Source organism: Halomonas citrativorans (genome assembly GCF_900163645.1).
Classification (GTDB): Bacteria; Pseudomonadota; Gammaproteobacteria; order Pseudomonadales; family Halomonadaceae; genus Vreelandella; species Vreelandella citrativorans.
Genome location: NZ_FUKM01000003.1, coordinates 193,115 through 207,189, shown reverse-complemented (window position 1 = coordinate 207,189; position 14,075 = coordinate 193,115). Strand labels below are relative to the sequence as shown.

The following is a 14,075-nucleotide window of genomic DNA, read 5'->3' as shown; positions in this document are numbered from 1 at the left end:
GTGGCGAAGTTTAGCGTAAAGCCCACGTCACTGCATCCAGCCAGCGGGTTATTCACCGTCGTCCATGTCCTGCTCTCGTTGGGCCAAGCGCCATCCACCCAGGTCTTTATAACGGTTAACCATGGCGCAGAATAACTCCGCCGTGCGTTCGGTATCGTAGCGTGCTGAGTGTGCTGCCTTATTGTCAAATTCGATACCGGCTGCACGGCAGGCTCGGGCCAGTACGGTCTGGCCGTAAACAAGGCCTGCCAGTGTCGCGGTGTCAAAACTTGAGAAAGGGTGGAACGGGTTGCGTTTAACGTTGCAACGATTAGCGGCAGCGTTAAGAAAACCCTGATCAAACGCAGCATTATGGCCGACTAAAATGGCGCGCGAACATCCGTGGGCTTTTATAGATTTGCGTATAGGGCGGAAAATTTCACCCAGCGCTTCTGTTTCGCTGAGCGCTACTTGGCGGCGTAGCGGGTCATCCAGATTGATACCGGTAAAGTCCAGCGCTGACTGTTCAACATTGGCCCCTTCAAAGGGTTGAATGTGATAAGCGTAGGTCGCATCAGGCAGCAGATTTCCTTCTGGGTCCATGGTGAGCGTGACGGCTGCAATTTCAAGCACGGCATCACTTTGGGCATTGAAGCCACCCGTTTCTAAATCAATGACAACCGGCAGATAACTGCGAAAACGTTGGGCCATTAATTCGCGGGCAATTGCCTCGCTCATGCAGCTCTCCTTAAGTACAGCGAGTAATCGTCAAAAATGGGCGGTAGGCCGCCTCCTGGATGGTGTGATTCTAGCAGCTTTCTGTATAAGGCGTCGCTGACGGTATTCGCTAGCCATAGAGAACGCTATACTTGGCGTTTACTTTAATATGTTGTGCGCTTAAAGGCGCCGTATTCGCTGGTGAGCGTAGTTTCATACACGTGGTTTTTATAAACGGTTTTATATACAAGGAGCAAAGAATGTCCGATGTCAAAAAGGTTGTGCTGGCATATTCAGGCGGCCTGGACACCTCTGTAATCGTTAAGTGGTTGCAAGAAACTTACAACTGCGAGGTAGTGACCTTTACTGCCGACATCGGTCAAGGCGAAGAAGTCGAGCCGGCTCGCGCGAAGGCACAGGCACTAGGTGTTAAAGAAATTTACATTGAAGATTTGCGCGAAGAGTTTGTACGCGACTATGTCTTCCCCATGTTCCGTGCCAATACCGTTTATGAAGGCGAGTATTTGCTGGGCACCTCAATTGCACGCCCGCTAATCGCCAAGCGGTTGATCGAAATCGCCAATGAAACCGGCGCCGATGCTATCTCTCACGGTGCAACCGGTAAAGGTAACGACCAGGTGCGCTTTGAGCTGGGCGGTTACGCACTGAAACCTGGCGTTAAAGTGATTGCGCCGTGGCGCGAGTGGGATCTGACGTCTCGTGAAAAGCTGATGGCTTACTGCGAAGAGCACAATATCCCGGTCGACTTCTCCAGCAAGAAGAAGAAATCGCCGTACTCCATGGACGCCAACCTGCTGCATATCTCGTACGAAGGCGGCATTTTGGAAGATCCGTGGGCCGAAGCTGAGGACGATATGTGGCGTTGGAGCGTATCGCCTGAAGCCGCCCCGGATCAGCCTACGTATGTAGAGTTGACGTTCGAGAAAGGCGATATCGTTGCCATCGACGGCGAAGCGCACAAGCCTCACGAAGTGCTTGAGAAGCTCAATAAAGTAGGTGGCGATAACGGCATTGGCCGTCTGGATATTGTAGAGAACCGTTACGTGGGCATGAAGTCGCGTGGCTGCTACGAAACACCTGGCGGCACCATCATGCTTCGCGCCCACCGTGCCATTGAATCGCTGACGCTTGATCGTGAAGAAGCCCACCTCAAAGATCAGCTAATGCCGAAATACGCAGAAGTGATCTACAACGGCTACTGGTGGAGTCCTGAGCGCCGCATGCTGCAAGCCGCTATCGATGAGACGCAGAAAAACGTCTCGGGCGTTGTGCGCATGAAGCTCTATAAAGGTAACGCCACCGTAGTAGGACGTAAGTCCGAGCAGTCATTGTTCGACGAGTCCATCGCAACGTTTGAAGATGACGCCGGTGCTTACAACCAGAAAGACGCGGAAGGCTTTATCAAGCTGAATGCATTACGCTTACGGATCGCCGCTGGCAAAGGTCGTCAGCAGAGCTAATTCCGATCAAAAGCGGCAGGTTTTCCTGCCGCTTTTTTTCTAACGCCAGGAGCCAGTATGTTTAAAAAGCTCTTTTCAGGACTGTTGGGTGGCGAAAGTAAGTCGGCCACTAAGGCGGTCACCAATGCCTCGGAACCGGTGGAATACAAAGGCTATTCGATCGTTTCTCAGCCCGATCAACAAAGCGGTCAATACCGCGTCAGCGGTTGGATTAGCAAGGCTGACAGCAATGGTGAGCCGCGTGAACTTCGCTTTGAGCGTTCCGATATGCTCCCTGGCCGCGATGCCTGCGACGCCATGATGGTGACCAAGGCCCAGCGTTTTATTGATGAAGTGGGCGATGAAATGTTTAAGCCCGACCCTCGTCATGCGGGCAGTGAGCCAACAATGACGGATAACCAGCAAACGCCAAGCGCCTAAGGAGCAGGATTGCCTTTGTTAGGTTCTGCTTCTGGTAGCGTCAACACAAAACATGCACCCTTGAGCACTTGGGCATCCTCTACCCAAAGCCTGCCACCCAAGTGAACAGCAATTGCCCGGCTGATAGGCAAGCCTAAACCACTGCCTTTAGGGCGACCACCGGTGGACGTATCACCCGGCTGTAGCTGGTGGAATTTCTCGAATACATGTTCACGTGCGCTTGGCTCAATGCCTGCGCCATTATCTTCGACGCATAAATAAATATGTTGATTCTGTTTATACAAGCGCAGCAAGACGTGTGGATCTGCCGGGTCGGCAAATTTGCTCGCGTTATCCAGCAAATTGATAATAATTTGTTCCAGCCGGTCCGGGTCGCCAATAACGTTGGCGGGTCGTTCTAAAATAGTGACCTCAAGGTGGACATTACGTTGCTCTTGTAGTCGCGCAATCGCTTCAAGGCTATGGTCGGTAAGCGCTGCTAGATCCAGCGTTTTTGCATCAAACGTCATACGGCCACTCTCCAGGCGGGCGAGATCAAGAATTTCATCGATCAGCCGTGAAAGGCGCTGGCTCTCAAGTACCATGACGTGCAAAAAGTGCTGTCGCTTTTCCTCGGGGACGGCCTGAGAACCTGACAGGATTTCTGCAAACGCGCGAATGGAGGTGAGCGGGGTGCGCAGCTCATGACTCACCATCGCTACAAACTCATCCTTTAAACGATCCAATTCACGGAGTCGATCATTGGCGCTTTGTAAGTCCTTGCCGATTCGCGTCAGCTCATCCGATTTCTGTTTTAAACGACGGTTGTACTCCAGCGTTTGCGTGGTGATATCCAGCATGTTGAGCAATGACTCAATATCGAGTGCCTCACCGCGAACCACCGAGTTGATCAATACGCGCGCTGACGCATTACCTAGTGAGCCTGCCAAGGCCTGTTCTGCGCGCATGATAAGTTCATCGGCGGCCGGTTGGTCTTTTTGAAAAGTGCTAAGGGTTTGGGTGCGCGTTGAGAAAACCTGCTGTGCCGCTTTTAGCCCTAAGTAGCGCGCTAACAGCTCATGCAGCGCACCCTGAGTCGTTTGGCCACGTCGATGCGAAGTGGTAGGCAAGTTGGGGTGCAGCGCCTCGGTAAACAGGGCCGCCTGGGTTTGTTCAAGCAGAGTGGGGCGTGTAAACAGTGAAATGCCTACCAACAAGCCCACATTGATGAACATGCTCCAGAGAAGGGAATGAGTATAAATATCCCACCCCTCCAACCCAAAAAGCGCATAAGGCGTTAGCCAGCCAATACCCCACGGGCCTTCGATGAGTAGTGCGCTATCCAGCCATCCGGACTGAGCAAAACCTGGTAGAAGCAGGGTGTAACTCCACATGAAAAATCCGCCGATTAATCCATACACTGCCCCCAGCCGGGTAGCGCCACGCCAATAAAGGCCAATAATCAGGGCCGGTGCGAACTGTGCCGCTCCGACGAAAGATACCAGGCCGATAGTGACTAAACTGTAGGAGTCGCCGATGAGCGCGTGGTAGAGATAGCCGAGTAGCAAGATAAGTACGATGGCGACCCGGCGTATTCTTAAAAGCCACCGGGCAAGCCCACCTTTACTGTCTGTATGCAGCGCCTTAAAACGTAACAAGAGCGGCATGATCAGTTGGTTGCTGACCATAGTTGAGAGCGCAATGGTTTCAACAATGACCATGCCCGTCGCCGCAGAAAGCCCGCCAATAAAGACCAGCAGGGGAAGCCCTTCAAGCCCCGCGGAAAGCGGCAAGGTCAGCACAAAGCTGTCTGGGTCTCCTGCATCGAGTAGTAAACCGGCCAGTGCAATGGGGATCACAAATAGATTGATCAGGAGTAAATACAGGGGAAATAACCAACTGGCCCTAGCCAGATGGCGCTCATCGATATTTTCAACCACCAGCACCTGGAACTGACGTGGTAGGGTTAGAAACGCCAGAAAGGCAAGGATCAACATTCCTACCCAGCCGGTTGCTCCACCCGGAACGCTTTCCAGGTGCATTAATTGGCTTAAGGCAGGCGTTTGGGCAACCTGAGTAAACAGCGCACCTGGCCCCTCAAACAGGATAAAAACAACAAAAAGCCCCACCGCTAGAAAAGCCACTAGTTTGACAATAGACTCCAGCGCAATAGCCGCTACCATGCCTTCATGACGCTCGCTGGCATCCAGGTGGCGTGTGCCGAATAAAATAATAAAAACGGCCAGTACCAAAGCAACCCACAAGGACCGGTCCATCCAGAAACGCTCGTTATAGAGAATTGACTCAGCGCTTTGTGGGTAGCTAATGAGTACCGCATGGCTCACTGTAATGGCCTTTAGCTGTAGGGCTATATACGGCGTAATGGTAATCAGCGATATGAGCGCCACCAGCGCGCCAAGACCGGCGCTTTTGCCATAGCGGGCGCTAATAAAGTCAGCAATGGAGGTGAGCCGCTGGCGTGCGGCAATGCGCACCATTTTGCGGATGATAAAAGGCGATAGCATCATCGCAAGCGTGGGCCCTAAATAGATAAGTAAAAAACTTGGGCCAAACTGCGCCGCGCGCCCGACGCTGCCGTAGAACGTCCATGCCGTACAGTAAACGGCAATAGAAAGCGCATACACCGTTGGCGAGTTAATAATGGAGCGGCCTTGCGCCGCCCGACGATCGCCCCAGGCCGCTACTAGAAAAAGCAGGCCTAAATAGCCGAACACCGCACTTAGTATCAGCGCATCCGTTCGCATGATTATCGCCTTTTAGTAGGTTCCATCAGCCACGCGGTCAGGCCAATGATGAACGCCCAGCTGCAGAAAAGATAAAGGGGTAGCCAACCCATACTCACCGAGGGCAGGCGATCAATCACTAGAAGCAGTGGCGGACAGAAAAGCATCAGCGCCAGGGTGACCAGCCCAAGTAAGCGTTCTCGGTAGCGTGAATTTGAAGGCATCATGAGGCGCTGGCATCCTCTTTATCAAACGCACTGGCTTGTAAGGCGAGTAGCTGCTCAAGTGTGGTAATTCCGCGTGCTTCCAAACGAGGTAATAATGCAAGCCAGAGTTCGCCGGTTACGCGAGCATCGCCCAGCGCCGTGTGGCGAAGACCAGGTGGAAGGGTCAAGCCATACCGCTTCACCAAGCTGTCCAGGTCATGGCCATCCAGTCCTTCATCAAGTGCGCGGGAGATTAATAACGTATCCAGTACGGGCATATCGAATAGCACACCTTTCTGGCTAATCGCGAGCATATCAAACGAAGCGTTGTGGGCGAGCAGGACAGCTTCTCCAATATAATCACGAAAGTGCGTTAACACCTGTTCCAGGCGCGGGGCTTCGTTAACGTCGCTATCGGTGATGCCATGAATCGCGGTGCTGGCGGCAGGAATCGGCTTGTGTGGGTTAACGTAGTGATCAAACACATCGCTGGCTAATAAGCGCCCATTCACAATACGACAGGCGCCGAGGCTAATCACCGTATCGCCTCTGCGCAGCTCAAGCCCGGTTGTTTCAGTATCAAAAATTACTAGCTCCAGGCTACGCAAAGGGCAGCTGGCGAGCGTGGTATCGGGAGAGGGTAGGTCTGCGATACCAAAATCATGAAATTCTGGCCGAGGTGGCGCAGAGCGGGGAGCCGCATTTTGCGCCACGCCAAGAAGCGGTAGCCGCAAGCGTGCGTGCTGGCCGTCGGTGTCTTGCGTGCTCCAGGCATCGCTGGAATGCTGGCGTAATACATCCGCCGCACTTGGACTCAAGGGGAGCGTGTTCAGAGGGTGCATCAGCCACTTGGTAAGCTCGCTCTCGGGTATCGGTTTGCCCTTCCATACAAGGTCGAGGTAGGTGTGTTTAGGGCTAAGCGACACTTCGCCTTCAAATACACTACCCGTAATGTAATCACTCAGGTGTTTAACCAGCGATCCAAAAAGAGCCATCAACGCAGGGGCATCGCCTTTAAACCAGACCGGCATCCCAATGGGGGTGATCAGGCGGTGGGCAGGGTCCAGGTAATCATCCAGCATCTGCCAAAAGTCATTGGACCATATTGAGGTAAGCCGCTCACCCTGTTGCTGCATGGCTTCAACAAGTTCACTGACGTTGGCGACTGTTTCACCAAGGGCGCTACTCTCTTCACGCACTACTTGCTCCAGCCGCTGAGCAAGCGAGCCACTTTCATGCGCTGATTGACGCAGTTGGCTTAGTGCATCCGTAGCTGTTACCAGGCTTGCAGTATGTTGGCGCAGAGGTGTGAGCATTCGTGCAAGATCGGCCCGCTCACCCCGTTCACTGGCCCAGGCCGCCGTGGCATCGCTGCAGGTTATCAGTGTTTCACCTTGGCTTTCAGGCACCCGACGGATAATGACTTTTAACCAGCGCTGATCACACGGCACCAAAAGCTCACGCGGAGTGCCATTAGCGGGCAGTTGCTCAAGGAGTTGTTGCAAGCTTGCAAGCGGCAATAGGGCTTCCAGACGCTTACCCAAGCCCAGACCTTGCGTATTCACAAAAAAGCGCTCAGCCGCTTGGTTAAACAGCATTAAACGGCGGTGCTTATCGTAAAGCAGAAGCGGCGTTTCCAGTACCTGCAGCAGCGCCTCAAGCGCTTTACGGATACGGGTTGCGCTTTGGGCGCCCTCGGCACGGGCCTTATGCAATGAATGACGGTCCGAGCGCCAACTCTCTTGCACCCGGCGTAGATCAGGTGCCAAGCCCTTCAGCCAGCCTTGCGGGGGCCAGGTGTCTTCGGTATCAGGGTTGGCGGCCAGTCGGGCAAGCTGTGCTTGCAGGCTGCGTAGCGGCGTAAAAAGCAGACGTTCAAGCAGCAAGCCCACTAAGAAAAGTGTGATGCCGCCTGAAAAGCAACCTGCCCAGAGGATAAGCCGGTAGCCACCATGCACGTTCAACTGGCTTTCCAGCCAAGCAGCAAATAAAGCCCCTCCCAAGAGGCTCAAGCCGCTAAGCAGTAGCCAGGCACCCACCAAACGCTGCCGTTTAGGCAGTGCCTTTGGCGTCATGAGGTTTCCTCACCCAGCAGGGTTTGCACTTTCTCAACTAGCGCCTGTGTTGAAAATGGTTTGGTAATATAGGCGTTAGCGCCCAGCGCAAAGCCCTTTTCACGCTCCGCTTCACGGCCATGGGCGGTGAGCATAATTACCGGCAGCTGTACCGTCGCGGTATGGCTGCGTAGTGCTTCCAATACATCAAACCCGCTAATCCCGGGAAGGCTAATATCCAGTAACACAACATCTGGTTCGTTGGCCGCCACACACTCAAGGGCTTGTTCGCCATCCAGCGCGCTGATGACGTCAAACCCTGCCTGCTCCATTAAAAATTCAATCGACAGGACGATGTTCGGTTCATCATCGACCACTAGCACTTTTGTCATGGAGCCCACCGACTGGTTGTTATTTAAAAACGGTTATCTCACTCACTACGAGTGTAGGTAGCGATGCAAGGCAGGCCAAGACGACCTTGGCCGAATAGAAAGCGAGTGCCAGTTTACAACTTTAGGGTGAATAATCGGTGTCAAAGAGATTTAGACATAGACGTAATCAAGAAGCCGTACCAACATATAAACAGAAACACCTAACCTATACGTGCCTTGGTTTTAATAATAAAGAACAATCTTGCCAAAGGAGCCGCGCATATGAGTGCTGTTATCTTGCTGTTAATCGGACTTGGGGCAATGGCGTTAGGATACGTGTTGTATTCTAAATTTATTGCTCAAAAGATCTATCAGTTAGACCCCGATTTCAAAACCCCTGCCCACGAGTTTGAGGATGGCATCGACTATGTGCCGACCAACCGTTTTGTGCTCTGGGGGCATCATTTTACTTCAGTAGCGGGAGCGGCACCCATAGTAGGCCCTGCCATTGCGGTGATATGGGGCTGGGCACCCGCTTTTTTATGGGTGGTGTTCGGTACCATCTTTTTTGCCGGTGTACACGATTTTGGCGCTATATGGGCCAGCGTACGCAATAAGGCTAAATCGGTAGGCGCCTTAACGGGCGATGTAGTCGGCAAGCGGGCACGCAGCATTTTTATGATCGTTATTTTCCTTGTGCTGCTCATGGTTAATGCCGTGTTTGCCGTGGTGATTGCCGGATTAATGATGAACTTTCCTAGTGCAGTGGTACCGGTTTGGGGAGCGATTTTTGTGGCACTGATCATTGGCCAACTGATCTACCGGCGGATAATGAGTCTAACCGTGGTATCGGTATTAGGCGTTATTGCTCTTTATGCGCTTATTGGTATTGGCCCGATGGTGCCTGTTCAAATGCCTGCTGAAGTCGCTGGGCTGTCGGGTAACGCTATCTGGATTGTGATTTTGTTTGGCTATGCAGCCATTGCTTCGCTATTGCCCGTATGGATGCTGCTGCAGCCACGAGACTATATCAATGGTTTGCAGCTATTTATCGGCCTGCTGATTCTTTATGGAGCGCTGGTGCTGCTGAACCCAACGCTGGTCGCGCCAGCCTTTAACAGCAATGTGCCTGCCGGTACACCTTCGATGATTCCGCTGCTTTTTGTAACGATTGCCTGTGGGGCAATATCGGGTTTCCACGGGCTGGTATCTTCAGGTACTACGTCCAAACAGCTTGATAAAGAAACCGATGCGCGGTTCGTGGGCTACTTTGGGGCGGTAGGCGAGGGGATGCTAGCGCTAGCGGCTATTTTGGCCGCGACGGCAGGGTTTGCGACATTTGGCGATTGGCAGACAATGTACAGCGCCTTTGGCCAGGGCGGCGTTAACGCCTTTGTGGAAGGGGGCGCATTTATTATTCATAACGGTATTGGACTGCCTGAGGCTACTGCCGCGACGCTGTTAACGGTAATGGCCGCGCTTTTTGCAGGTACCACCATGGATACTGGCTTACGCTTGCAGCGCTATATTTTCCAGGAGTGGGGGGATATTTATAACCAGCCGTGGATGAAAAAACCGGCACTTGCGACAGGGCTGGCGGTGGGAACCTGCTTGTTGTTGGCATTCGGGGCTGGCGGCGCGGATGGTTCTGGCGGTTTGATTATTTGGCCGCTTTTTGGCACCACCAACCAGTTGCTTGCCGGGTTAACGCTGTTGATTATTACCGTCATGCTGGTACGTCTGCGGCGGCCCATGTGGTACACCCTGGCGCCCCTGTGCTTTTTGCTGGTAATGACCATATTGGCATTACTCATTCAGCTTCGCACTTTCTGGGACCAAGGCAACATGTTCCTGCTGGTGATGGATATTGTGGTGCTAATGGCAGCCGTTCTAGTCGCGATGGAGTGTGCCGCGGCGCTTAAACGCTCACGCGCCGAAATGGCAGCCCAAGGTGACTAAATAAGAGGGCATCATAATGTCATCCAAACGTGATACGTTGCGGGCCTGGCTAGGGCAGGCCCGCTTCTTTACCGAAGAGGTCTATAGCGCGCGCTATCGTGGGGCGATTGCGCGGGCGCGCCGTGATGAAGATGACCTGTTCATGCTGCTGGTTTTTTCAGAAATGATGGGAGTACCCAACCCCGCCGCCTATTACACGCTGGAGCTTCAGCCGCTGCTGCTTGAGCGTTTTCATGACTGGCATACGCGAATGGGCATGGAGCATTCGCCGCTGGACCATTTTCGCTGTTGCTAGCCCCCTAAACAAGCCCATGGACAGGTAGCCTATGCAATCAGTTCTCAACCGCCGCCTGCTGTGGGTAGGTGGTAAAGGCGGCGTAGGTAAAACAACCGTCGCGGCCTCTTTGGCAATTCTTGCAGCCAGGCGTAACAAGCGCGTACTGGTGGTTTCAACTGACCCCGCCCATAGCCTGGGCGATGTGTTCGATAGAACGTTAGGCGATACGCCGCGTCGCTTGCTGCCTAATCTGGATGCCATGGAGATTGATCCTGATAGTGAGGTTGAAGCGCATTTAAATAGAGTCACCCAACAAATGCGCCGCTTCGCCGCGCCTGAAATGATGCAGGAGCTAGAGCGGCAAATGCGCCTGACGCGTCAATCACCTGGCACTCAGGAAGCGGCCCTGCTTGAGCGGCTGGCGCGGCTGATTCTGGATGACGATGCACCTTATGACTTGGTGATTATCGATACGGCGCCCACTGGACATACGCTGCGCCTTCTAACCCTGCCCGAAGCCATGGCGGCCTGGACGGATGGACTGCTGGCACATAATCGGAAATCGGCTGAATTGAGCGGTGTGCTTAAGCATCTCACTCCATCACGTGGGCAGGATGTGGCCACTCCCTTTGATAACCCCACAGAAGATGCGCTTTCCGGTCTGGATGAGCGTACCCGCGAGGTGGCGGAAACGCTGATCAACCGTCGGCGGCTGTTTCACCAAGCACGGCGTCGTATAGAGGATGCCAAGGCGTGCAGCTTTTTATTCGTCATGACGCCGGAGCGACTGCCTATCCTTGAGACACAGCGAGCCGTCAGCGTCTTGGAAGAGGTTAATATCAACGTGGCGGGCGTACTGGTTAACCGGGTGATACCTAAAGAAGCGGACGGTGCCTTTTTGCAGGCACGACGCGCGCAAGAGGCCACTTATCTTGAACGCATTGATACGCTGTTTAAACACCTTTCCCGGCCCACGCTGCCGTGGTTAGCGACCGATGTACAAGGGATCGACGTGTTAGAATCGCTGGCTGATAAGCTGGAGCACCAGGGTTTTTAATACCAGAGCTTTTAAAACAAGGGTTTTAATGCGCGTTCTACTACTTTCGGCGTACGAAGCGGTGAGCCACCGTTACTGGGCAGACAGTTTAATGGCCAATCTCCCTGAGATAACATGGCAAACATTAAATTTACCGCCGCGTCACTTTGCTTGGCGAATTCGCGGAAACCCGCTTAGCTGGTGGCTAAAAGAGCATGACACACTTAGCCAATCCTATGATGTCGTGTTGGCAACGTCGATGGTGGATCTGGCGACGCTTCTGGGGCTTTTTCCTCATTTGGGCCAAGCCAGAAAAATTGTCTATTTTCACGAAAACCAGTTTGCCTATCCGGAATCGAGCGACCAGATGCCTCAGGTAGAGGCAAAAATGGTGAATCTCTATGCAGCGCTTGCCGCCGATACCGTTGTTTTTAACACTGCCTATAACCGCGATTCGTTTTTTACCGGCGTGCGGGCATTCTTAAAGAAAATGCCCGAAAACCTGCCCGCGGCCAAGCCGCTTGAGGCATTACGCTCACGTGCTCGCGTGCTGCCCGTACCGATTTCACCGCTGGCCGCAACGCATACGGATGGCCGGGTTTCACGGCGTATTGTGTGGAACCATCGCTGGGAGTATGACAAGAACCCGGATGACTTTTTCAATACGTTAATAGCGCTAAGCGAGCAGGGCATTGAGTTTGAGTTAGCCGTATTGGGTCAGCGTTTTCGGCAAACACCGCCTATTTTTGATGTCGCCCAGGAGAAACTAGCCGCGCATAGTGTGGCCTGGGGCCCGCAGCCGGAACCGCAATACCGCGAGCTGTTAGCGACCGCCGGGATTGTAGTCTCGACGACCTGGCATGAGTTTCAGGGCTTGGCCATTATGGAAGCTGCCCAGCGCGGAGCCTTGCCGCTAGTGCCCGATAGGCTCTGTTTTCCTGAGCTATATCCGGATGCTTACCGTTATGATGGTACGCCAGACGGCCTTTATGAGCGTTTGCATGCGTGGCTTAGCACGCCCGATTCGCGGCCAGGGGAGATAAACACGCAGGCCTGGGAATGGCCCGCCTGGCGCGATGCGTACCGCGCACTATTACAGCCAGGCTTATCGCTACCGCGTTAGTCCAGGGAATCCAGCCGTCGGGTTGGCCAGTGAACGACAGCCGTATGGCGGCGCATTTTTTGGGCAAGGTGCGGATGCTCCCGCCGAATGACCTGCTCGGCGAACTCGGATAAAAAACGCGACTTCAGCATCGCCCGGGCACGATCCACACCGCTATGCTGATACGGCGTTGAGGCAAGCAGCATAAAACCATCATCGGGGATCTTGCCGGCCTGCATATTGGCTTCAATAATCGTGGCGGCAGTACCAATCGGTTCAGCCAGGTCGGGCCCGTAAGGCCCAATAATCAGTGCGGTATTAGGCAAGTGCAAAAAGTCGAACCCACGGCCAATACAGATCGCCCACTCGCGATGCTCGATATCCAGTTCGCGTTCAACGCCCTGAAGGTCATTGACATGCGCCAGGTTACCTTTCAATAAAGGCAGTAAATCCCGGCGTATGTCCGCAGGCATATCAGGGAAAATAGCCTGTAGGTGCGCGGTGAGTGCTTCTGTGGGCTGCCCACCCCATTCGCGTACATCCAATACTGCGTTGTCCTGACCGTGAAGGATGAGGGCGTCGCTATCCGTTTCAAAGCCACACACCAACGGGTATACCTGCTGATGATCTTCCCCAAATAGCTGACCGGCTTGGCGGGCAATCGCATACGCGTGCGCTTTGGCGGCTTGGGTGTCGCAATCGAACCCAGCGCATCCACGCGCCGGGTTGCCCTCGGAAAAGTGGTAGGTAATCAATAAAAGCGTGGCTCGCCCAGCGTTCGCGGCTTCAATAACGGTATCGGTGAGTAGCTCACCCAAATATGGCCAACCCAAATCGAAAATCCCGCCAAGGTTACGAAACGGGGTAATGATGCCGAGCGGTGTGCGGGTAGCGTGTGGGATATGGATACGCCCATCCATACATTTCATGACCACAATCGACGTAGGGTGTTGCGCCAGGTAGCGTTGGCGTGAAAGCCAGGCACCTGCACTGCCAAAGTGGTCCGCGTGCTGACGGGAGAGCGCAAATAGCGCGTCAATACGCTGCTCAATGGGTTGGTCATGTAGCAAAGTGGCAGGCATCGGCATAGGAGTCTCCTGTTAACGTAAGCTAGGCGAGTTCGATTTTGTCGGGGTACTCACACAGGTCTTCGATAATACAGCTTCCGCAACGCGGTTTGCGCGCAATGCAGGTATATCGACCGTGGAGAATCAACCAGTGGTGAGCATCCTGTTTAAACTCCCTGGGCACATGGCGTATTAACTTCTGCTCGACTTCAACTACATTTTTGCCTTTGGCGATGCCGGTACGGTTCGATACACGAAAGATATGCGTATCTACGGCAATAGTGGGCTGCCCGAACGCTGTATTCAGAATTACATTGGCGGTTTTACGCCCAACCCCCGGCAGTGCTTCTAACGCACTGCGCGTGTCGGGCACGACGCCGCCGTGTTGGTTGACCAGAATATGGCAGGTCTTCATCAAGTTCTCTGCTTTGGTGTTATACAGGCCGATGGTCTTGATATGCGTTTTAAGCTGATCAATCCCCAAGTCAATAATAGCCTGAGGCGTATTGGCAACGGGGTAGAGCCGTGCGGTGGCTTTATTGACGCCGACATCGGTGGCTTGTGCGGAAAGTAAAACCGCCGCAAGCAGCTCAAAAGAGGTAGTCCAGTTGAGCTCTGTTGTCGGGTGCGGGTCTGCTGCCTGAAGGCGAGCAAAAATTTCATGACGCTTTTGGGCATTCATA

At 53.6% G+C, this 14,075-nt stretch carries 13 protein-coding genes; 6 read left to right on the top strand and 7 right to left on the bottom strand.

The features are described 5' to 3' along the window. Positions 1 to 48: 48 nt before the first annotated feature. The gene (rnt, locus tag CZ787_RS01490) at positions 49 to 717 is read right to left on the bottom strand and encodes a ribonuclease T (RefSeq protein ID WP_087105554.1); all 669 of its coding nucleotides are present in this window, start codon (positions 715 to 717) and stop codon (positions 49 to 51) included. 239 nt (positions 718 to 956) lie between these two features. Between rnt and CZ787_RS01485 the strand changes: the two genes are divergently transcribed. Both CZ787_RS01485 and CZ787_RS01480 read left to right on the top strand, forming a co-directional pair. Beyond that, entirely contained in the window at positions 957 to 2,177 is a 1,221-nt protein-coding gene (locus CZ787_RS01485) for an argininosuccinate synthase (protein WP_087105553.1), read from the top strand. Between the two features lie 57 nt (positions 2,178 to 2,234). After that, a complete protein-coding gene (locus CZ787_RS01480) occupies positions 2,235 to 2,597 on the top strand; it encodes an HlyU family transcriptional regulator (protein WP_087105552.1) in 363 nt (120 codons plus the stop codon). On the opposite strand, the gene CZ787_RS01475 is transcribed toward CZ787_RS01480, so the two are convergent. From CZ787_RS01475 to CZ787_RS01460, 4 genes are read right to left on the bottom strand one after another with little or no spacing between them, the layout of a single operon-like run. Beyond that, positions 2,594 to 5,341, bottom strand: a complete 2,748-nt coding sequence (locus CZ787_RS01475) for a sensor histidine kinase (protein ID WP_087105551.1) — start codon at positions 5,339 to 5,341, stop codon at positions 2,594 to 2,596. The two genes, CZ787_RS01480 and CZ787_RS01475, sit on opposite strands and share 4 nt — an antisense overlap. Positions 5,342 to 5,343: 2 nt before the next feature. Further along, positions 5,344 to 5,547 carry a hypothetical protein gene (locus tag CZ787_RS01470; protein ID WP_087105550.1) on the bottom strand — a complete coding sequence of 68 codons (204 nt, stop codon included), beginning with the start codon at positions 5,545 to 5,547 and terminating at the stop codon, positions 5,344 to 5,346. Further along, positions 5,544 to 7,601 carry a 3'-5' exonuclease gene (locus CZ787_RS01465; RefSeq protein ID WP_087105549.1) on the bottom strand — a complete coding sequence of 686 codons (2,058 nt, stop codon included), beginning with the start codon at positions 7,599 to 7,601 and terminating at the stop codon, positions 5,544 to 5,546. The genes CZ787_RS01470 and CZ787_RS01465 overlap by 4 nt, the downstream gene beginning before the upstream one ends. After that, complete coding sequence (locus tag CZ787_RS01460; protein WP_087105548.1) at positions 7,598 to 7,972, bottom strand: response regulator transcription factor; 375 nt, start codon at positions 7,970 to 7,972, stop codon at positions 7,598 to 7,600. Before CZ787_RS01460 ends, CZ787_RS01465 begins: the two co-directional genes overlap by 4 nt. Positions 7,973 to 8,233: 261 nt before the next feature. Here CZ787_RS01460 and CZ787_RS01455 point away from each other — a divergent pair, with 261 nt between their 5' ends. From CZ787_RS01455 to CZ787_RS01440, 4 genes are read left to right on the top strand one after another with little or no spacing between them, the layout of a single operon-like run. After that, positions 8,234 to 9,910, top strand: a complete 1,677-nt coding sequence (locus CZ787_RS01455) for a carbon starvation protein A (protein WP_087105547.1) — start codon at positions 8,234 to 8,236, stop codon at positions 9,908 to 9,910. Between the two features lie 16 nt (positions 9,911 to 9,926). Continuing rightward, positions 9,927 to 10,205 (top strand): cory-CC-star protein, encoded by a 279-nt coding sequence (locus tag CZ787_RS01450; RefSeq protein ID WP_087105546.1) that lies wholly within the window; start codon positions 9,927 to 9,929, stop codon positions 10,203 to 10,205. Between the two features lie 31 nt (positions 10,206 to 10,236). Beyond that, positions 10,237 to 11,244 carry an ArsA family ATPase gene (locus tag CZ787_RS01445; RefSeq protein ID WP_087105545.1) on the top strand — a complete coding sequence of 336 codons (1,008 nt, stop codon included), beginning with the start codon at positions 10,237 to 10,239 and terminating at the stop codon, positions 11,242 to 11,244. Positions 11,245 to 11,272: 28 nt separating this feature from the next. Beyond that, positions 11,273 to 12,346 carry a tRNA-queuosine alpha-mannosyltransferase domain-containing protein gene (locus CZ787_RS01440; RefSeq protein WP_087105544.1) on the top strand — a complete coding sequence of 358 codons (1,074 nt, stop codon included), beginning with the start codon at positions 11,273 to 11,275 and terminating at the stop codon, positions 12,344 to 12,346. Here CZ787_RS01440 and CZ787_RS01435 read toward each other — a convergent pair. After that, on the bottom strand, positions 12,343 to 13,413 hold the full coding sequence (locus tag CZ787_RS01435) for a hypothetical protein (protein WP_087105543.1): 1,071 nt from the start codon (positions 13,411 to 13,413) through the stop codon (positions 12,343 to 12,345). The two genes, CZ787_RS01440 and CZ787_RS01435, sit on opposite strands and share 4 nt — an antisense overlap. 22 nt (positions 13,414 to 13,435) lie before the next feature. After that, a complete protein-coding gene (gene nth / locus CZ787_RS01430; protein ID WP_087105542.1) occupies positions 13,436 to 14,074 on the bottom strand; it encodes an endonuclease III in 639 nt (212 codons plus the stop codon). Between the last annotated feature and the right edge of the window lies 1 nt (position 14,075).